Below are 18,858 nucleotides of genomic sequence, written 5' to 3' on the forward strand. Positions count from 1 at the left end.
TTCAGCTCCGGTCGCTGTGCTCGATCACGGCGCAGAGTGTCAACGGTCCCTTGTCGGGCGACACCATCGCCGAACACGTGATCCGGGCGCCGCCGAGATCGACGTTGCTGTGGCGGAGCCGGATCGCGGCTGCCTGGGCCTTGTGCGCGGCTTCGGTGATCACCTGGGCGTCGATCCCGGTCACAGCATGCCCGGCATGACCGAACGTGTCGTAATAGGCATCCGGCGGGTTCGCGCCGCGATACTGCGCGCCGACGGAAGAGAAGTCCGGTCCGCCGCAGGCGAGCGTCAGCGTCATGTCGGGACTGGCCGTGAAGCTGGCGTAATCGCTGCGGCGCTCGGTCGCCTGCGCCGCTGTCTCGGATGTGACGCGATCGATGAGCGTCTCGCAGGATTGGGCCCGGGCGGATCCGGACGCCGCGACGAGGCAGGAAAGGGCGAGGAACGGAATAAGGGCGCGCATGTCGAGCAGGTAGCGCGGTGAGCGGCGGACGACGAGCGGCGCGTCATTCGGGCGCGGAGCCGGTGCATCGCGACCCTTCGACTTCCCAAAGTCGCTCAGGCGTCAGGCGCTGGCGCGGTCTGCCCGAGTTCGAGGAGCACGATCTCGGGCGGCACGCCAAGCCGCACCGGGATCCGGCTCATGCCGAAACCCCCGGACACGATCATGTGGCGCCCGTCCTGCACGATGTGCCCGTACGCGTAATCATGGCCTTGGACCTTGCGGATCGCCGGTGAGCGTCCGAACATCCGCACCTGTCCGCCGTGGGTATGCCCGGCCAGGGTCAGCGAAAATCGGTCCGAAAGGGTGGCGAAGATGTCGGGTTCATGCGCCATCAGGATCACCGGCGCCGAATCGGTAACCGCCGCGAGCGTGCGCGACACGTCCGCATGACTGAGCGACTTCCAGCTGCCCATGAAGGGCTGCTGGTCGGCGAGGCCGGCCAGCCAGAACGGGCGTCCGTCCTTGATCAGGCGGACGGCTTGGTTCTCCATCACCGGAATGCCCCGCGCCTCCAGCAGGCGCTTGGCTGCGGGCGTCCCGCTGCGGGCTGTCTGAACGGCCTCATCGTCCCACCAATCGTGATTGCCGAGGATTGCGTGCGTGCCCAGCGGGGCCTTCAGCTCCTCCATCATCCGGGCAAACTGGCTCAGCGGCAGCTTCCGCCACGCGATGAAACCTGCTGGGTAATCGCCGAGCAGAAGCACGAGGTCGGGCTTGAGCGCATTGGTGGCGTCCACGATCTCGGCCACCCGGTCGAACGGCATGTAGGGCTCGCAGATATGGAAATCTGCGAGCACCGCCACGCGCAGGCGCAGAGCCGGATCCCAGCGCGGCAGAGCCGGCGCGTAGGAGGTAACGACGAGGCGGCGCAGCGGCTCGACATCGAACGCATAGACGCCGGTCGCCGCCGTCGCGCCGAGTCCCGCTCCAAGTCCGGTCAGGAACTGCCGTCGGCTCGGCAGGATCAGCATCGCACCATGTCCGTTCGCTCTGTCGTGTGCCGAAGCCCCGTTAGGCATACAGTCCGGCGAAAGCGGGGCGTGGCCGCAGGCGGGTGTGCCACACGGCCGGTTCAAGAAACCTGAATACCCCTGACCGCAGCGTGACAGGCGGTCTATAAGACCCTGACTCACCCAGCCAAGAAGATCTGAAGACAGATGTTGAACCGTCCCTTGCGCATCGGCACCCGCGGCTCACCGATGGCGCTCGCGCAGACCGGGATGGTGCGCGACCGGATCGTCGCGGCCAATCCGGGTTTGGAGACCGAGCTCGTTGTCGTCACGACCGTGGCCGATAAGATCTTGGATCGGCCGCTCTCCGAGATCGGCGGTAAGGGGCTGTTCACTAAGGAGCTGGAACAGGCCCTGTTCGCCGACGAGGTCGATATCGCGGTCCACTCCATGAAGGACGTGGAGACTTGGCTCCCCGACGGTCTAATCATCGCCTGCATCCTGAAGCGCGACGATCCCCGGGACGCCTTCCTGTCCCCGCATGCCGACGGTCTGGCCGGGCTGCCAGTGGGGGCTCGGGTCGGAACTTCGTCGTTGCGCCGGGGTGCCCAGGTGCTGATGCGCCGCCCGGACCTGCGGGTCGTGCCTCTGCGCGGCAACGCCAACACGCGGATGCGCAAGCTCGAAGCGGGCGAGTGCGATGCGACTCTGCTGGCCCTGGCTGGTCTCGAGCGTCTCGGGCTCGAACACATGGCGCGCAGCATTCTCAGCGTAGAGGAAATGCTGCCCGCCGTGGCGCAGGGCGCCCTCGGCATCGAGTGTCGCGAAGCGGACGGCGCGGTCCGCGATCTGCTGGCGCCGATCGCTTGTGCCCGGACCACGACCGCCATCACCGCCGAGCGCGCCCTCCTGGCCGAGCTCGATGGGTCCTGCCGCACGCCGATCGCCGCTCTTGCGCGAATCGAGGGTGAGACCCTGTCGCTCGACGGTCTGCTGTTCCTGCCCGACGGCAGCCGGCACTGGTCGGTGTCCCGCCAGGGCCCTGCAGCGGAGGCTGAGCGCATCGGCCGTGAGGCCGGCGCAGCCCTCAAGTCCGAGGCGGGAGAGACCTACGTGCGCGATCTCAAATAGGACGGTGCAATGGCTCGCCTCCCTTGCGGGGAGGCGTGCGTCGAACCAGAGCGGTGTGTGTCGCAGCGCCTCAGGACGGCGCGGATGGGCCAAAGGCTTCCCGCTCGCGCATCCGTTCGATCATATCGAGCACGTGGACGACCCGACCCGTCACGTTCCACCATGGCCGCAACGGGGGCCGATCGTGTCTGGAGCCGAGCGGTTGCTGCGCGACCGCCTGTAGCAGGAACAGTACCTGCGGCAACGCGGGAGCGGCGGCATCCGCTTCGTCCGTTGAAGCCCGAAGCGCCCGGGCGATCAAGGCGAGCTTACGGGCACCGCTGACGCGGGCACGGCGGGTAACCGTGTCGTGGTTGGCGGCCGCGATCTCGCGCCCGATCTCGCGGTAGATCAGGCTGGCGGCGCGGATCGCCGGCCGGCACCGCGTCGGAAGCTGAGCGATCCCGGCTTCGGCGCGGCGGTAGAGCCGGTCGGCCTCGGTCAGCAGATCTGCGACGAGGTCGGCGAGCGCCGGGCTCGGCCGGGGATCGGCCAGGAATGCATCGGGGTCGAGCCCGGCCGCCCGCATCCAGTCGAGCGGTAGGTAGATCCGGCCCATGCGGGCATCCTCGCCGACATCGCGGGCGATGTTGGTGAGCTGCATCGCGGCCCCGAGGTCGCAGGCGCGGGCCAGGGCTTCGGGCGTGCGCACGCCCATGATCAGCGCCATCATCGTGCCGACCGAACCGGCGACCCGCGCCGCGTAGGCGTGGAGCGCGTCGAGATCGTCGTAAAGCCGCCCCTCGGCATCCCAGGCCAAACCCTCGATGAGGGCGCGGGGCAGCGCCTCCGGGATCGCGAAGGCGGTGACGATCTCGGCAAAAGCCCGGTCGGCGGAGGTGTCGGCTGGTTCGCCGGCATAGGCCCGGCTGATCCGGTGATCGAGGCGGGCGACCGCGGCGTGACGGGCCGCCGCGCTCGGCGCCTCGTCGACGAGATCATCCGAATAGCGACAGAATGCGTAGAGACCGTACGCCGCCTCACGGACATCCCCGGGCAGGAGCTGCCCGGCCGCGAAGAAGCTTTTGGAGCCGTGCCGGATCGCGACCCGGCAGGCGGTCCGGTCTGCGGCGGCGGCGAATTCAGGCGGTAACGCGGGCATCGGGAACCACGCTGTCGAGGACGCGGGCGGAGGAGAGCACGCCGGGCAAACCGGCACCGGGATGCGTGCCCGCGCCGACCAAGTAGAGGTTGCGCACATGGCCGTCGCGGTTGTGCGGGCGGAACCATGCAGATTGGGTCAGAACCGGCTCCAGCCCGAAGCCGGAACCGCGATAGCTCAGAAAGTCGTCCTGAAAGTCCTGGGGCGTCGTCATCCGGGAGGTCACGATCGCGTCCGTGAGACCCGGGAGCAGGCTTGTCTCCAGGATCCGGGCGATCCGGCGCCGGTACGACTCAGCTAGCGTCTGCCAATCCTGTCCACCGGCAAGGTTCGGCACCGGCGCCAGCACATAGAAGGCATCGCATCCCGGCGGCGCGAGGCTCGGATCGGTGGCGGTCGGCCGGTGCAGGTAGAGGCTCGCATCGTCGGCGAGAACCTTGCGGTCGAAGATGTCGGATAAGAGCCCGCGATAGCGTGGTCCCAGCAGGATCGTGTGGTGATCCACCCCCGGGTAGCGGCGCTTCGTGCCGAAATACCAGACGAACAGGCCCATGGACGAGCGGGCGCGGCGGAACCGACCTGGGCTCCAGCGTTGCGCCTCCGGCAGCAGGCGCGCGTGCGTCACCGCCGAATCGGCGTTCGAGACCACGAGATCGGCCGCGATCGTCTCGCCGCCTGAGAGTTCGACCCCGGTCGCCGCGCCGTTCTCGACCCGTATGCGCGCGACCTCCGCGCCGAGCCGAACCCGTCCGTTCTGGCTGCGGATCAGGCGCACCAGCCCGTCGACCAGCTGCCCGGTTCCGCCCATGGCGAAATGGACGCCCCAGCGACGTTCGAGATCCGCGATTAGGCAGTAGATCGCGCTGGCCTGGAACGGATTCCCGCCGATGAGCAGAGGGTGGAAGCTGAACACCGTGCGCAGGCGCTCGTCGCGGATGAAGCGCGCGACGACATCGTACACTGAGCGGTGGCCGGAGAGGCGGATCAGGTCCGGGGCGATCTTCAGCATCGCGCCGATCCGCCCGAACGGGACGTGGCCGAGCCGCTCAAATCCGATCTCGCAGACGGCCCGGCTGTGGGCCATGAAGCGCTCGTAACCGGCAACGTCGTCCGGCGCGAAACGGGCTACCTCGGCGCGCATGCGGTCGGGATCGCCGCTATAAGCGAAGGACGATCCGTCCGCGAATTGGATCCGGTAGAACGGGTCCATCGGGACCAGCGTCACATCGTTGGACAGGCGCCGTCCGGCCAGCGTCCAAAGCTCCTCGAACAGCTGGGGCGCGGTGACGATGGTGGGGCCGGCATCGAAGGTGAACCCGTCCTGCCGGTGGACCCGCGCGCGGCCTCCGGCCTGTTCCAAGCGCTCCAGCAACGTCACGCGGTAACCCCGGGCGCCGAGCCGGACGCCGGCGGCAAGACCGCCGAAGCCCGAGCCGATGACGACGGCATGCGGCCGCCGATCGCGGGCCTGTTCTACGCTATGGTCGACCTCGAGTGTCAGCATGGCTTGACACTATGGCGGCGTTTCGACGGGACGCAAGGGCCTAGGGCCAACAAGCTTCACCATGCTTCCGCGTTTGGATGGGGTGGGATTAGATGCGCCGGCTTCGTTGTTGAGCAGGGTCGGGCTATGTTTCGATTGCGGCTTGCTGCTGCGCCGCAGAAATATTGCGCCCGCGCCACGATTCTTCGCCGGTTCGGCGCTATAGGGCCCCGACGACTGTGGGATCGGATAGGAAACGGGACACGTGATGGACGATCGCGGTCAGACCATCTTCGTGGCGGGCCACCGGGGCATGGTCGGCGCGGCGATCGTGCGGTGTCTGCAGGCGCAGGGCCAGACGCGCATCCTCACGGCCGACCGGCAGAGCCTCGACCTGACCGATCAGGCCGCTGTGCGCCGCTTCTTCGCCGAGCAGCGCATCGATCAGGTCTACCTCGCCGCCGCCAAGGTCGGCGGCATCCACGCCAACAACACCTACCCGGCCGAGTTCATCCACGACAACCTGGTCATCCAGACCAACATCATCCACGCCGCCCATATGAGCGGCGTCGACCGGTTGCTGTTCCTGGGCTCGTCCTGCATCTATCCCAAGCTCGCCGAGCAGCCGATGCGCGAAGACGCGCTGCTGACCGGCGTGCTGGAGCCGACCAACGAGCCCTACGCGATCGCCAAAATCGCCGGCATCAAGATGTGCGAGAGCTACAACCGCCAGTACGGGCGGCGCTACCGCAGCGTGATGCCGACCAACCTGTACGGGCCCAACGACAACTTTCACCCCGACAACGCGCATGTGCTCCCCGCGCTGATGCGCCGCCTGCACGAGGCGAAGGCGGTGGGCCGGGACAGCGTTGCGGTCTGGGGCACGGGCCGGGCGATGCGCGAGTTCCTCCACGTGGACGACATGGCGCGCGCCAGCGTGTTCGTGATGGGCATGGACGATGAGGTCTACGCGGCCAACACGCGGCCGACTCTGTCGCACATCAACGTTGGCAGCGGAGTGGACTGCACGATCGCCGAACTGGTGCAAATGCTGGTTCGGGTGATCGGCTACGAGGGCCGTCTCGCGTTCGACGTGACCAAGCCGGACGGCACGCCGCGCAAGCTGATGGACGTATCCCGGCTGGCCGCGATGGGCTGGCGTCCGGAGATCGGCTTGGAGGACGGCCTGCGCCAGACCTACGGCTGGTTCCTCGAACATCAGGCCGAAATCCGCGGCTAGGGCCCTCACCGCTGCGGGGAAAGCCGGTTCCGCGCACGAGGACACGCCGCAACAGGGGCTTCAGAGGGCCCTCCCCGGCGTATACCGCCGCAGTACGCCAATCGATCAACCGGCAGGAGAGAGGGACCATGACCCAAGGGCCGTCCGACGCCGACGAACACGCCCGACGGCAGAAGTTCGTAAAGACGTTCCAGAATTTCGATGCCAGAACGCGTTTCCCGGCCCCCTACGTTCAGTTCGCCGGGAAGCCGTTGACTGTCCTGCCTGAAAAAGGATGGCGCTACGACAGCCTCGGCTATTTCAACACGGCCCACGCGGAGACACGACCCGCCTCGGAGACGCTGCGCGTGTTCGTCGTTGGCGACAGCACGCTCCTCGACGGGCAGGTCTTCGCCGACACGGTGCCCGGGCGGCTGGAAACAGGGCTGAAGGGGGTCCACGGGGAAGGCGCGCGCGTCTACAATTTCGGTGCGATCTCAGCCTGCCTGAACCAGATGATCGCCCTGATCACGACACGTCTGATGGATCTCCAGCCGGACGTGATCCTCATCGTCGGCGGCGGAACCGATATCTTTCAGCCGTGGAGCTTCGATCCGCGGGCCGGTTTTCCTTTCAATCACTTCGTCAGTGAATGCCTGCACGATTTCGTCCTCGATTCTGGGCGTACGGAGGCCGAAACGGAGCCGCTTTCCTATGAGAATGTGCAGGCGATGATCTTCAATCGTCTCGAGAACCTGCGTGCGCTAACCAATTGGCAGTCGGACATCTGGGAATGGGAGGTGGTCCGCCAGTTCGAGCTGTCGCTGAAGCGCCTCGCCCGGCTCGCCCCCGGCATCGGCGCACCGACCCGTTTCTATCTTCAGCCCACCGTCGTCCGCAAAACCGAGCGTGTGGCCGAGGAAGCGAACGCCGCTTCCGGAACCTTTCTGGCCTATCTCGGCCGCCAGTACGATCGGTTCGAGGGCGTGCTCGGCCGTCTCGAACTCGCGACCGACGCGCCATTCACGGTGCGCGACCTGAGCAGGTTGTTCGAAAACGACGGCCGCTTCCTGTTCACCGACATCGTGCACGTGACGTCGGAGGGCCGGCAGATGATGGCGGACAGGCTCCAGGCGGACGTCGCCGAGATCGTCGGCATCGCGGCATCCGCCTGATCCATGGTGGTGCCGATCGTCTTCATTGGGGACTCGATCACCGAGCAATGGGGAAATCTCCGCGCCAAGACCTTCGCGGCCCACGATCTCATTCCCCGCGGCGGATCGGGTCAGACCGCGCGCTGGATCACCATGCGGTTCCGCCGCGATCTGGAGGAGACCGGGGCGAAGGGCGTCCATCTCCTGTGCGGGGTGAACGATATCGGCCGCAACGAGGGGGTGTTCGTGCCCGCCGACGAGATCGCCCGGATTATCGCCGGCATGCTCGACGAGGCGCGAGCGATGGGCGTCGCGGCCTGGGTGGGTTCGATCACGCCGGCGGCCCGGATCCCGTGGAACCCGGAGGTGCCGGATGCTTCGGCGATGATCGGGGCGGTCAACGCGTGGCTGCGCGACCACGCGCATGAACACGGAGCGACCTACATCGACTACCATTCCGTGCTGGTCGATTCGAAGGGCGGCTTGAGCCGGGCTTACGGCACCGACGGCCTCCACCTCAATGCCGCCGGCTACCGGGCGATCGAACCGCTGATGCTGTCTGCGCTGGGCCGCGCCCGGCCAGACGCCGCGGTCGCAGATGCTCGAAGCGTCGCGCGGGGGCGGATCGTTGGGCTCATCGTGGCAGCGGCGGCGGTTCTGGCCGCCGTCGCCACCCTGGCCCTGATCGCCCGCTGATCAGACGCGGCGCACGGCCCCATGCGCCGCGCTGGTCGTGAGCATCGCGTAGGCGCGCAGGGCCGCGCTGACCTTGCGCTTGCGGGGTTTCGCGGGCTGCCAGCCCGCCGCCTCCTGCTCGGCGCGGCGTCGGTCGAGCTCACCCGCATCGACCTCGAGCCGGATGCTCCGGGCCGGGATGTCGATCGCGATGGGGTCGCCGTCACGCACCAAGCCGATCAGGCCGCCCTCGGCCGCTTCCGGGGAGACATGGCCGATCGAGAGACCGGACGACCCACCGGAGAACCGCCCGTCCGTCACCAGCGCGCAGGCTTTCCCGAGACCCTTCGATTTCAGGTAGCTCGTCGGGTAGAGCATCTCCTGCATGCCGGGGCCGCCGCGCGGGCCCTCGTAGCGGATCAGCACCACCTGACCGGCGGTGACCTTGCCGTTGAGGATACCGTCGACCGCGGCGTCCTGGCTTTCGAACACCCGTGCCGTGCCGGTGAAGGTCAGGATCGAGGCATCGACGCCCGCGGTCTTCACGATGCACCCCTGCTCGGCAAGATTGCCGTAGAGTACCGCCAGGCCACCATCCTGCGAATAGGCATGTGCGGCGTCGCGGATTACGCCACCCTCACGATCGATGTCGAGTTCGTCGAAGCGCGAGTCCTGGCTGAACGCCACCTGGGTCGGCACGCCGCCGGGGGCCGCGCGATAGAAGGTCTGGACCGAGGCGGACGGCGCACCGCGCACGTCCCAGCGGGCGAGTGCGCCGGCAAGCGTGCCGGCCGAGACGTTGCCGACCGTGGTGTCGATCAGGCCGGCCCGGTCGAGTTCGCCCAGGATGCCCATGATGCCGCCGGCCCGGTGGACGTCCTCCATGTGGACGTTGGGCACCGCCGGGGCGACCTTGCACAGCACCGGCACCCGCCGCGACAGCCGGTCGATTTCGGCCATGGTGAACGGCACCTCGCCCTCGTGGGCGGCGGCCAGCAGGTGCAGCACCGTGTTGGTCGAGCCGCCCATGGCGATGTCGAGCGTCATGGCGTTCTCGAAGGCCGTGAAGCTCGCGACTGCCCGCGGCAGCACGCTCGCATCGTCCTGCTCGTAGTGGCGGCGGGCCAGATCGACGATGAGGTGGCCGGCCTCGACGAACAGGCGCTTGCGGTCGGCATGGGTGGCCAGAACCGAGCCGTTGCCCGGCAGGGCCAGTCCCAGCGCTTCGGTCAGGCAGTTCATCGAGTTCGCCGTGAACATGCCCGAGCAGGAGCCGCAGGTCGGGCAGGCCGAGCGCTCGATGACGGCGACGTCTTCGTCGGAGATCCGGTCGTCGGCGGCCGCGATCATCGCGTCGACGAGGTCGACCTTCCTGGCGATGCCCGGCAACTGCACCTTGCCGGCCTCCATCGGGCCACCCGAAACGAACACGGTCGGGATGTTGAGGCGCAGGGTCGCCATCAGCATGCCGGGGGTGATCTTGTCGCAATTCGAGATGCACACCATCGCGTCGGCGCAATGCGCGTTGACCATGTACTCGACAGAATCGGCGATCAACTCCCGCGACGGCAGCGAGTACAGCATCCCGTCATGGCCCATCGCGATGCCGTCATCGACCGCGATCGTGTTGAACTCCTTGGCGACGCCGCCGGCAGCCTCGATCTCCCGGGCCACGAGCTGGCCGAGATCCTTAAGGTGGACGTGGCCCGGCACGAACTGCGTGAACGAGTTCACGACCGCGATGATCGGCTTGCCGAAATCGGCATCCTTCATGCCGGTCGCGCGCCAGAGGCCGCGGGCGCCGGCCATGTTGCGGCCGTGGGTGGTGGTGCGGGAGCGATAGGCGGGCATCGGCAGATTCGACCGTTTCGAAGATGCTGGGCTTCTGCTCCCCTGTTCGACCGCCCGCAAGCGTCGCCGAGTAACCTGCATCCGTGGCATGCTTCCGGCAGATAGCGAAGCGAAAGCGACATCGCACAATGCGACAGACGGAATTCCTGCTGCGGGCCATCGATCAGGGACAGGGCCGCACCGAAGCCGACCTCGTCCTTAAGGGCGGGCGGTTCCTCGATCTTGTGACCGGCGATCTCGTGGCGTCCGATATCGCCATCTGCGGCGACCGGATCGTCGGGACCTTCGGGACGTATCGCGGGCAGCGCGAGGTCGACATCGCCGGCAAGATCGTGGTGCCCGGCTTCATCGACACGCATTTCCACGTCGAATCCTCGCTGATGCCGCCGCAGGAATTCGAGCGGTGCGTCCTACCGCACGGCGTCACCACGGGGATCTGCGATCCGCACGAGATGGCCAACGTCCTCGGGATCGATGCCTTCGCGTGGTTCCTGGCCTCCGCCGAGACGCTGGCGATGGACCTGCGGGTGCAGCTCTCCTCCTGCGTCCCGGCAACCGACCATCTTGAAACCTCGGGTGCCCGGATCGGAGCCGCCGATCTCCTCCCCTTCGCGAGCCACCCGAAGGTGATCGGGCTCGCCGAGTTCATGAACTTCCCAGGGGTGCTCGCGGGCGATTCGGGGGTGCTGGAGAAGCTCGCCGCCTTCCAGGGCCGGCACATCGACGGCCACGCCCCGCTCCTGCGCGGCGAACGCCTCAACGGTTACATCGCGGCCGGCATCCGCACGGAGCACGAGGCGACGACGCCCGAGGAGGCACTCGAAAAGCTCTCGAAGGGGATGACCGTGCTGATCCGCGAGGGCTCGGTCTGCAAGGACCTGCACGCCCTCGCGCCGATCCTCACCGAGCGCACGGCGCCGTTCCTGGCCTTCTGCACTGACGACCGGAACCCCCTCGACATCGCCGAGGAGGGCCATCTCGACTTCATCATCCGCACGGCCATCGCGCTGGGGGCGCCGCCGCTTGCCGCCTACCGGGCCGCGTCGTGGTCGGCTGCGCGCGCCTTCGGCCTGCACGATCGCGGTCTGGTAGCGCCCGGCCAGCGCGCTGACTTGGTCGTGCTCGATGATCTCGAAACCTGCGCGGTCTCCCGGGTCTTCGCCGCGGGCCGGCCGGTGGAAGAAGCACTGTTCGCCGGCCGGCCATCCGTCGCCCCGATCGGCCGCAACAGTGTCAGGGCGCGGACTGTCACGGCGGCGGATTTTGCCGCGCCCGGATCCGGACCATCGACGCCGGTGATCGGCGTCATCCCGGGCCAGATCATCACCCTGCGTCACGACCTGTCGCTGCCCTATGCGGGTGGCGAGCGGCAGGTCGATCTCGCCCAGGACGTCATCAAGGTCGCGGTCGTAGAGCGCCACGGACGCACAGCGCCGGGGGCGCGCGGGATCGGCGTCGCCTTCGTGAAGGGGTTCGGGCTGCAACGGGGTGCAATCGCGTCCTCGGTCGGCCACGACAGCCACAACATCACGGTGGTCGGCGTCGATGAGGCCGACATGGCCGTGGCGGTGAACCGCCTGGGGGAGATCGAGGGCGGCTTCGTGGTGGTGGAGGGCGGCCGTGTGCTGGCCGAGATCGCCCTGCCGCTCGCTGGCCTCATGAGCCTGATGCCGTTCGACGTCATCCGGAAGGATCTGCTCGCCTTGCGCGCCGCTGCGCAGAGCCTCGGCGTGGTGCTGCCCGAACCGTTCCTCCAAGTGGCGTTCCTGCCGCTGCCGGTCATTCCGCACCTCAAGATCACCGATCGCGGCTTGGTCGATGTCGACCGGTTCTGTCTGATCGATCCTTGAAATTAGATTGCGCACAATCTAAATTGGGACTATCCAGAGGTTCGCCGGCCCCTAGATGCCGACCCTCATCCGCAAACGGAGATTCGCATGTCCGTAGACCTGAAATACCGCACCACCGCAACCGCCACCGGAGGCCGCGACGGCGCCGCCCGCACCGCTGACGGCAGCTTCGAAGTCAAGCTCGCGACCCCGAAGGAGCTCGGCGGCGCCGGCGGTCCGGGCGCGAACCCGGAGCAGCTCTTCGCATCCGGCTACTCGGCCTGCTTCCTCGGCGCCATGAAGGCCGTGGCACCCTCGCTGCAGCTGAAGGTCCCGGCCGACACCACCGTGACCGCAGAGGTCGGCATCGGCCCGCGTTCCGAGGGCGGTTTCGGCATCACCGCTGATCTGACGATCAGTCTGCCGGGTCTCGACCACGCCGACGCGCAGAAGCTCGTGGACGCCGCCCACCAAGTCTGCCCGTACTCGAACGCCACCCGCGGCAACGTCAATGTCGGGCTGAAGCTCGCCTGAGGCGATTATCGAGCGGGTTTCGCTTCGGCGAAGCCCGCATCGAAGGCGACGCAGGGCTTTTCTCCAGGTGAGACCCGCGGATTCGAAGGTCGCCTTCTGATCTTCCCTCCCGAAACGCGGTTCGATGCGAGGCTCTGATCCTTCGCGCCGCTCGCTAGCGGCGGCTCGATCCCAGCCTCACTCGGCCGCGCGCAGCGTCGGAGGTCCACGGACCTCCTCCACCGGCTCGGCGTCGGTTTCATCTTGCGCCTCATCCGAGGTCGCCGGCTTGTCCCCATAGGAGAAGCGGTGCGCCAGCCGGTCGAGGTAGATGTAGATCACCGGCGTGGTGAACAGCGTCAAGATCTGGCTGACGGCGAGGCCACCGACCATGGCGTAGCCCAGCGGCTGCCGGATCTCTGAGCCGGTCCCATGGGCGAACATCAGCGGGATGCCGCCCAGCAACGCCGCCATCGTGGTCATCAGGATCGGGCGGAAGCGCAGCAGGGCGGCCTTCCGGATTGCCTCCTCGGGGCTGAGACCCTCCTCACGCTCGGCCACGATCGCGAAGTCGACCAGCATGATGCCGTTCTTCTTCACGATGCCGATCAGCAGGATGATCCCGATCAGCGCGATCAGGCTGAAATCATACCCCGCCCACATCAGCACCGCGAGCGCGCCGACGCCGGCCGAGGGTAGCGTCGACAGGATGGTGATCGGGTGGATGAAGCTCTCGTACAGGATGCCGAGGATCAGATAGACCACGAACAGGGCCGCCAGGATCAGCAACGGCACGGTCGAGAGCGATTGCTGGAACGCCTGGGCTGTGCCCTGGAATCCGCTCACCACGGTGGGCGGCACCTGCAACTCGCGCATCGCCTGCGCGATCGCCTCGGTGGCCTGCCCCAGCGCCACGTCGGGGGCGAGGTTGAAGCTGATCGTCACCGCCGGAAACTGGCCCTGATGGTTCACGGCGAGCGGCGCCACCGGCACCGTCGTCCAGTGCGCAAAGGCCGCGAGCGGCACCTGCCCGCCGCCGTTGGGCGCCTTGATGTAGATCTTGTCGAGGCTCTCGACGCTGCCCTGCAGCGCCGGGAGCACCTCCAGCACCACGTGGTAGCTGTTGAGCTGCGTGAAGTACTGGGCGATCTGCCGCTGGCCGAATGCGTCGTAGAGCGTGTCGTCGATCAGCTGGGGCGTGATGCCGTAGCGCGAGGCGGCGTCGCGGTCGATCGAGAGAGTCAGGGTGGTGCCGCGGGTCTGCTGGTCGGTGGCGACGTCGCGCAACTCGCGCAGGGTCTTCATCTTGTCGAGGATCTTCGGCGCCCAGGTGTTCAGCTCACCGAGGTCCGGATCCTGAAGCGTGTACTCGAACTGCGTGCGCGACGTGCGCCCGCCGGTGCGCACGTCCTGCGTCGCCTGGATGTAGGTGCGGATGCCCTCGACCTGCTCGAGCTTCGGGCGTAAGCGCCCGATCACTTGGAAGGCGTTGACGTCGCGCTCGTCGCGCGGCTTGAGCGTGATGTACATCCGCCCGGAATTGAGCGCCTGACCGTTGCCGCCGAGCGACATGCCTACGGTGGCAATCGCCGGATCGGCCTGGACGATGGCGCCGACCTTCTCTTGCAGCGTCTTCATCGCCGAGAACGAGATATCCTGCCCTGCCTCGGTGACGCCGATCATGAAGCCGGTGTCCTGTTGCGGGAAGAAGCCCTTCGGGATCGCCACGAACAGGTAGCCGGTCAGCGCCAGCGTTGCGAAGAAGACCAGCAGCGTGACCTTGCGGAAGCGCAGGGCCACGTCGAGGGCATCCTCGTAGACGGACAGCAGCCAGTCGAAACCGGCCTCGCTCATCCGATAGAGGCGGCCGTGCCGCTCGGCGTCGTGCGCTTTCAACAGGCGCGAGGCCATCATCGGGGTCAGCGTCAGCGACACGAAGGCTGAAACCGCGATTGTCATCGACAGCACCACGGCGAATTCGCGAAACAGCCGGCCGATGATGCCGCCCATCAGCAGCAGCGGAATCAGCACCGCGATCAGCGACACCGAGATCGACACGATGGTGAAGCCGATCTCGCCCGCGCCTTTGAACGCGGCCTCCATGGGCCGCATCCCCTCCTCGATGTAGCGGCTGATGTTCTCCAGCACCACGATGGCGTCGTCGACCACGAAGCCCACCGAGATGGTCAGCGCCATCAGCGAGAGGTTGTCGAGCGTGTAGCCGGCCATCCACATCAGCGCGCAGGCGCCGAGCAGCGCGAGCGGCACCGTCACGCTCGGGATCACGGTCGCCCAGAAGCTGCGCAGGAAGACGAAGATCACCCCCACCACGAGCACGATGGTGAGCAGCAGGGTGAACTGCACGTCCTCCACGGAGGCTCGGATGGTCTGGGTGCGGTCGCTCAGGATGCCGATCTTGATGCCGGCTGGCAGCGTCGCGGTCAGCTGGGGCAGCTGCGCCTTGATGCTGTCCACCGTGTCGATGACGTTGGCGCCCGGCTGCTTGAACACCACGAGGAAGACGCCGCGCTTGCCGTTGGTCCAGCCCGCCTGCTTCGTGTCCTCCGGCCCGGCGACCGCGTGGCCGATGTCGCGCACGCGCAAGGGGGCGCCGTTCTGGTAGGCGACGATCACGTCGTTCCAGTTCCTGGCCGCCGTGAGCTGGTCGTTGGCGTAGATCGTGTAGCTGTGGCTGCCGCCGTCGATGCTGCCCTTCGGATTGTTCACTGTGGTCAAGGTGAGCTGCGTGCGCACATCCTCCAGCGAGAGGTTCTTCGCCACGAGCTTGGCCGGATCGACCTGGATACGGATCGCCGGCTTCTGCTGGCCGCCGATGAAGACCTGCGCCACGCCGGAAATCTGGCTGATCCGCTGGGCGAGCTGCACGTCGACCGCGTCATCCACGTCGATGAGCGGCATCGTGTCGGAGGTGGCCGAGAGCAGGAGGATCGGCGAGTCGGCCGGGTTGACCTTCCGGTAGGTTGGCGGTGTCGGCAGGTTTTTCGGGAGCTGGCCGCTGGCGGCGTTGATGGCCGCCTGGATGTCGCTCGCCGCCCCGTCGATGTTCCGGTTGAGATCGAACTGGACCGTGATCGACGAGATCCCGAGGGAACTCTGCGACGTCATCTGCGAGACGCCGGGGATCTGCGAGAACTGCCGTTCCAGGGGCTGAGCCACCGAGGACGCCATCGTCTCCGGGCTCGCGCCGGGCAGCTGCGCCGTGACCTGAATCGTCGGGAAGTCCACCTGCGGCAGCGGCGCGACGCCCAGCAGCGGATAGGCTACCACCCCGAGGAACAGGATGCCGACCATGATCAGCGTGGTCGCCACCGGGAAGCGGATGAACGGCGCGGAGATGCCGCCTTTCATCGCCCGGCCCCGCGCGTGTTCCGATCCATCGTTTGGGCCACCCGGCGCATCAGCGTTGCGCCTCCATCTTGGGCGTGGACGTCGCCGCCTGCGTCGCCCCCGAGGCGTGCGCCTCCGCGACGAGGCTGCCGTCCTGCACCTTGTACTGGCCGGCCGTGATCACGCGCTCGCCCGGCTTCAGGTCGCCGCCGATGATCTGCGTGCGGCCGGAATCGGACCGCCCGGCCCTGAGCGGCACCTGATGCGCGTGATCGGACTCGTCCACCACGAAGGCGAACAAACCGTCGGGCCCGTGCTGGATCGCATTGTCGGGCACGGTCGTGGCCAGCGTGACGATCCCGACCCGCATCTTGGTCGAGACAGACAGGCCCGGCCAGAGCGCGTGGTTCTGGTTCTCGTACACGGCCTTGAGGCGGATGGTGCCGGTCGCGGTGTCGACTTGGTTGTTGAACAAGGCGAGCTTGCCGTCCGCGAGCTTGGTGAGCCCGTCCGTACTCCAGGCATCGACGGGAACGTCCCCCGTCCGCATCGCCGCGGTGATCGCGGGAAGCTGATCCTCCGGTGCGGTGAACACCACGAAGATCGGCTCGACCTGGGTGATCGTCACGATCGGGGTCTGGCCCGCGGCGGTGACGATGTTGCCGACATCGACCTGCCGGAAGCCCGTCACACCCGCGATCGGGGCGCGGATCGTGGCGTAGCCGAGCTGAGTCGTGGCGTTGTCGATCGATGCCTGATCGGAGGCGACCTGTGCGGTCAGCTGCGCGACGAGCGCGCTCTGCGTCTCGGTCTGCTGCCGCGACGCGTATGCTCCGAGGCCCGTGTAGCGGACGAGATCCGCCTTGGCGTTGTTCAGGGTCGCGGTATCCTGATCCTTCTTGGCCTTGGCCTGATCCAGGGTCGCCTGATACGGGCGCGGGTCGACCTGAACGAGGACGTCGCCCTTGTGCACGGTCTGGCCCTCGCGGAAGGCGACCTGCTGGATTTCACCATCGACGCGAGTCCGGACTTGGACGGTGTTGTAGGCCTGAACCGTTCCGAGACCGTTGGTCATCAGCGCGAACGGACCTTGCGCGACGGCCCCGAGCGTGACCGGCACCGGTCGAGGTGCGGCGGCCTTCGGCTTCGCTTCGGGCTGATTGACGCGCGTGTAGCCATAGGCCCCACCGCCCGCGACGGCGAGCAGAACCAAGATCAGGGCGAAGCCGCGAGACCGCTTCGGCCTCCCGCCGGACGCACCGCGCCGCGATCCATTTGCGCCGGGCGCCGCCTCGATCGCATCGGATCGATATCCGGCGCGATGGTCCGCATCGTCGCTCAGCATGCGCTCACGCCCGCTCTCCGAGCCGCCCGTCGAGCGGATTGACGTATTTTGCATTCATTAGCACACAATCCGTGCAGACGACACCGATGCGGTCGACTGACCTGGCTGATCCTGCACGGAGCGGACCGCCGCGAGCTGCCCGTTCGCAAAGCTGAAAAGCAATCCGAGAGCATCGCATCGCGCCGGTTTCATGCCGTTCCTTTTTCCGGATCGCACATCATCAACCCGGAGGCATGAATCCCACGCCGCGCGCTCCGCCGAATACCGAAATCGCACCGAGCAGGTGCAAATGAGGGTGCTGCAGGATAGCGTCGACGTCCGCGCATCATTCTCTCTCTCAGGCCATCGCCGTCGCGATGCCGCACTTAAATCCGAAAGCTGTATGGCACAGACCCTGGAACTGGACGGGTTGAACGAACTGCATGCCGCGCTCATCGAGGAGCGGCAGATCATCGTAGCGTCGGTGCGAAAGTTGCGCGAAACGCGGCGGCAGAAGGGCTCCTTCGTCCTCGGCGACGGGTCCGAGGCCGGGCCGCGCTTCGTGGCGGTGCAGCAGCAGATCGATGTGATCGAAGCCGTCATCGCCACGTTGACCGGATCCCAGGCTTGAGTCGCCGCGCTCGTGGAGCGTCCGGCGATCCGGACGCGGGCTGCTGACGGCGCAGTCCGTAGAGTCCTCCGGTGTCCGAGATGTTTCTGTCACTGCGCGGCCGAGAAACGAAGCTTCGGGTTTGCCCCGAGGCTCGGGTTGGGGCTGTGCAGAGAAGATTGGTCGTTCTGCGTGTCGACAACCATATTCATCACGCATCCGTGTCATTACGATTTGGCAATCGACCGTAGTCACTCCGGTTTATCTGTGGCCTTGCTGTGATCTGTACATCGGGGCAGCCAAGCCGGCTCGGCGCTGAGTCCGCGGCATCAGTCGCTCGCCGCGTGACGATGACGGCTGTTTGTCGAATGCCTCTGGCAGGTTGGGGCTGGACCGGCCGGCCACCGGCCTGTAGCGGACGGCGGATCGAGGCACGGAAGACGTACGATGGACGCCGTCGATAAGACCCTATCGCCCCGCGATGTCGACGCCCACGATGCGCTGCGGCGCGATCCTGCTACGACCGCTCTCTGGCATGCCCTCGACATGAATCGGCGGTCGCGCGACGAGCGCACGGAACGGCTGCGCACGATGCGGCTGGCCGGCGGTGAGGACGAGCGGGTCTAGTTCGAGCACCGTTCGCCGAGGTGGAGGTCGGTTCGGCGTAAGAGTGTGCGTCTGCGCGAAGTCTTCACGCTGTGTCCGATTGCGATGCGCACGGTACACGTCAGTCGTATGCCAACAGGGCCTGTAAGCGCGACTGAGCCGTTTCTCCCATACGGGCTACGACATCCACATTTCGGGTTGAAGCCCGCGACGCCACCTATCCCCGCACGCGGGGACAGGGGTGCTCAGTGCCATCGCCAACGCTTGAGTCACTCGGCGTTATATCAAGCCACAAGCCTGTAGGGGAAACCCAGCCCGCGCCCCACTCAGCGAAGGCAGCTTCAGGGTCATGCAGCGATCGCAGGGTGATCGCCTACGACTTATACCAATCGGCGTTGATCATAACCGGTAGGCCCACGGGCGCAGGCCAAGGGACATGATCTTCCAGGGCTGGTCGATGAGGCGATTCCAGGCGTCGCAGCACCGGTCGACGATGTCGTCGTAGGAGGCGAAGATCCG

Annotated in this window: 15 protein-coding genes and 1 pseudogene; 8 read left to right on the top strand and 8 right to left on the bottom strand. The window is 67.1% G+C overall.

All coding sequences use genetic code 11. The features are described 5' to 3' along the window. Position 1 precedes the first annotated feature (1 nt). Positions 2 to 463: an ABC transporter ATPase gene (locus MKK84_RS11090; RefSeq protein ID WP_243919643.1), complete on the bottom strand. Its 462-nt coding sequence runs from the start codon at positions 461 to 463 to the stop codon at positions 2 to 4. Between the two features lie 95 nt (positions 464 to 558). Beyond that, positions 559 to 1,476: a metallophosphoesterase gene (locus tag MKK84_RS11095; protein ID WP_243919644.1), complete on the bottom strand. Its 918-nt coding sequence runs from the start codon at positions 1,474 to 1,476 to the stop codon at positions 559 to 561. A 186-nt stretch (positions 1,477 to 1,662) separates the two neighbouring features. Between MKK84_RS11095 and hemC the strand changes: the two genes are divergently transcribed. Beyond that, positions 1,663 to 2,586 carry a hydroxymethylbilane synthase gene (gene hemC / locus MKK84_RS11100; RefSeq protein WP_243919645.1) on the top strand — a complete coding sequence of 308 codons (924 nt, stop codon included), beginning with the start codon at positions 1,663 to 1,665 and terminating at the stop codon, positions 2,584 to 2,586. Positions 2,587 to 2,656: 70 nt separating this feature from the next. Here the strand turns inward: hemC and MKK84_RS11105 are convergent, their stop codons facing one another. After that, positions 2,657 to 3,727, bottom strand: coding sequence for a phytoene/squalene synthase family protein (locus MKK84_RS11105; RefSeq protein WP_243919646.1), 1,071 nt, complete (start codon positions 3,725 to 3,727; stop codon positions 2,657 to 2,659). Continuing rightward, the gene (locus MKK84_RS11110; protein WP_243919648.1) at positions 3,708 to 5,231 is read right to left on the bottom strand and encodes a phytoene desaturase; all 1,524 of its coding nucleotides are present in this window, start codon (positions 5,229 to 5,231) and stop codon (positions 3,708 to 3,710) included. Before MKK84_RS11110 ends, MKK84_RS11105 begins: the two co-directional genes overlap by 20 nt. 247 nt (positions 5,232 to 5,478) lie before the next feature. On the opposite strand from MKK84_RS11110, the gene MKK84_RS11115 reads away from it, so the two are divergent. The 3 genes from MKK84_RS11115 to MKK84_RS11125 all read left to right on the top strand — a co-directional run bounded on the left by MKK84_RS11115 (position 5,479) and on the right by MKK84_RS11125 (position 8,279). Then, positions 5,479 to 6,450 carry a GDP-L-fucose synthase family protein gene (locus tag MKK84_RS11115; RefSeq protein WP_243919694.1) on the top strand — a complete coding sequence of 324 codons (972 nt, stop codon included), beginning with the start codon at positions 5,479 to 5,481 and terminating at the stop codon, positions 6,448 to 6,450. A gap of 128 nt (positions 6,451 to 6,578) precedes the next feature. Continuing rightward, on the top strand, positions 6,579 to 7,604 hold the full coding sequence (locus MKK84_RS11120; RefSeq protein WP_243919650.1) for an SGNH/GDSL hydrolase family protein: 1,026 nt from the start codon (positions 6,579 to 6,581) through the stop codon (positions 7,602 to 7,604). 3 nt (positions 7,605 to 7,607) lie between these two features. Then, on the top strand, positions 7,608 to 8,279 hold the full coding sequence (locus tag MKK84_RS11125) for a GDSL-type esterase/lipase family protein (protein ID WP_243919652.1): 672 nt from the start codon (positions 7,608 to 7,610) through the stop codon (positions 8,277 to 8,279). Here MKK84_RS11125 and ilvD read toward each other — a convergent pair whose 3' ends face one another. Then, positions 8,280 to 10,109, bottom strand: coding sequence for a dihydroxy-acid dehydratase (gene ilvD / locus MKK84_RS11130; protein ID WP_243919654.1), 1,830 nt, complete (start codon positions 10,107 to 10,109; stop codon positions 8,280 to 8,282). A 128-nt stretch (positions 10,110 to 10,237) separates the two neighbouring features. Between ilvD and ade the strand changes: the two genes are divergently transcribed. Then, positions 10,238 to 11,959 carry an adenine deaminase gene (ade, locus tag MKK84_RS11135; RefSeq protein WP_243919656.1) on the top strand — a complete coding sequence of 574 codons (1,722 nt, stop codon included), beginning with the start codon at positions 10,238 to 10,240 and terminating at the stop codon, positions 11,957 to 11,959. An 87-nt stretch (positions 11,960 to 12,046) separates the two neighbouring features. Continuing rightward, the gene (locus MKK84_RS11140) at positions 12,047 to 12,472 is read left to right on the top strand and encodes an organic hydroperoxide resistance protein (RefSeq protein ID WP_243919659.1); all 426 of its coding nucleotides are present in this window, start codon (positions 12,047 to 12,049) and stop codon (positions 12,470 to 12,472) included. Positions 12,473 to 12,649: 177 nt separating this feature from the next. Here the strand turns inward: MKK84_RS11140 and MKK84_RS11145 are convergent, their stop codons facing one another. Further along, positions 12,650 to 15,820 (bottom strand): efflux RND transporter permease subunit, encoded by a 3,171-nt coding sequence (locus tag MKK84_RS11145; RefSeq protein WP_243919660.1) that lies wholly within the window; start codon positions 15,818 to 15,820, stop codon positions 12,650 to 12,652. Between the two features lie 49 nt (positions 15,821 to 15,869). Further along, the gene (locus tag MKK84_RS11150) at positions 15,870 to 17,144 is read right to left on the bottom strand and encodes an efflux RND transporter periplasmic adaptor subunit (protein ID WP_243919695.1); all 1,275 of its coding nucleotides are present in this window, start codon (positions 17,142 to 17,144) and stop codon (positions 15,870 to 15,872) included. 289 nt (positions 17,145 to 17,433) lie between these two features. Here MKK84_RS11150 and MKK84_RS11155 point away from each other — a divergent pair, with 289 nt between their 5' ends. Next, a complete protein-coding gene (locus MKK84_RS11155; RefSeq protein ID WP_243919661.1) occupies positions 17,434 to 17,754 on the top strand; it encodes an HOOK family protein in 321 nt (106 codons plus the stop codon). 426 nt (positions 17,755 to 18,180) lie between these two features. Next, entirely contained in the window at positions 18,181 to 18,360 is a 180-nt protein-coding gene (locus MKK84_RS11160; RefSeq protein WP_243919662.1) for a hypothetical protein, read from the top strand. Positions 18,361 to 18,738: 378 nt separating this feature from the next. Here the strand turns inward: MKK84_RS11160 and MKK84_RS11165 are convergent. After that, positions 18,739 to 18,858: pseudogene (locus MKK84_RS11165) on the bottom strand (IS630 family transposase); the annotation flags it as partial.

The organism is Methylobacterium sp. E-065, assembly GCF_022829605.1.
Taxonomy (GTDB): Bacteria; Pseudomonadota; Alphaproteobacteria; order Rhizobiales; family Beijerinckiaceae; genus Methylobacterium.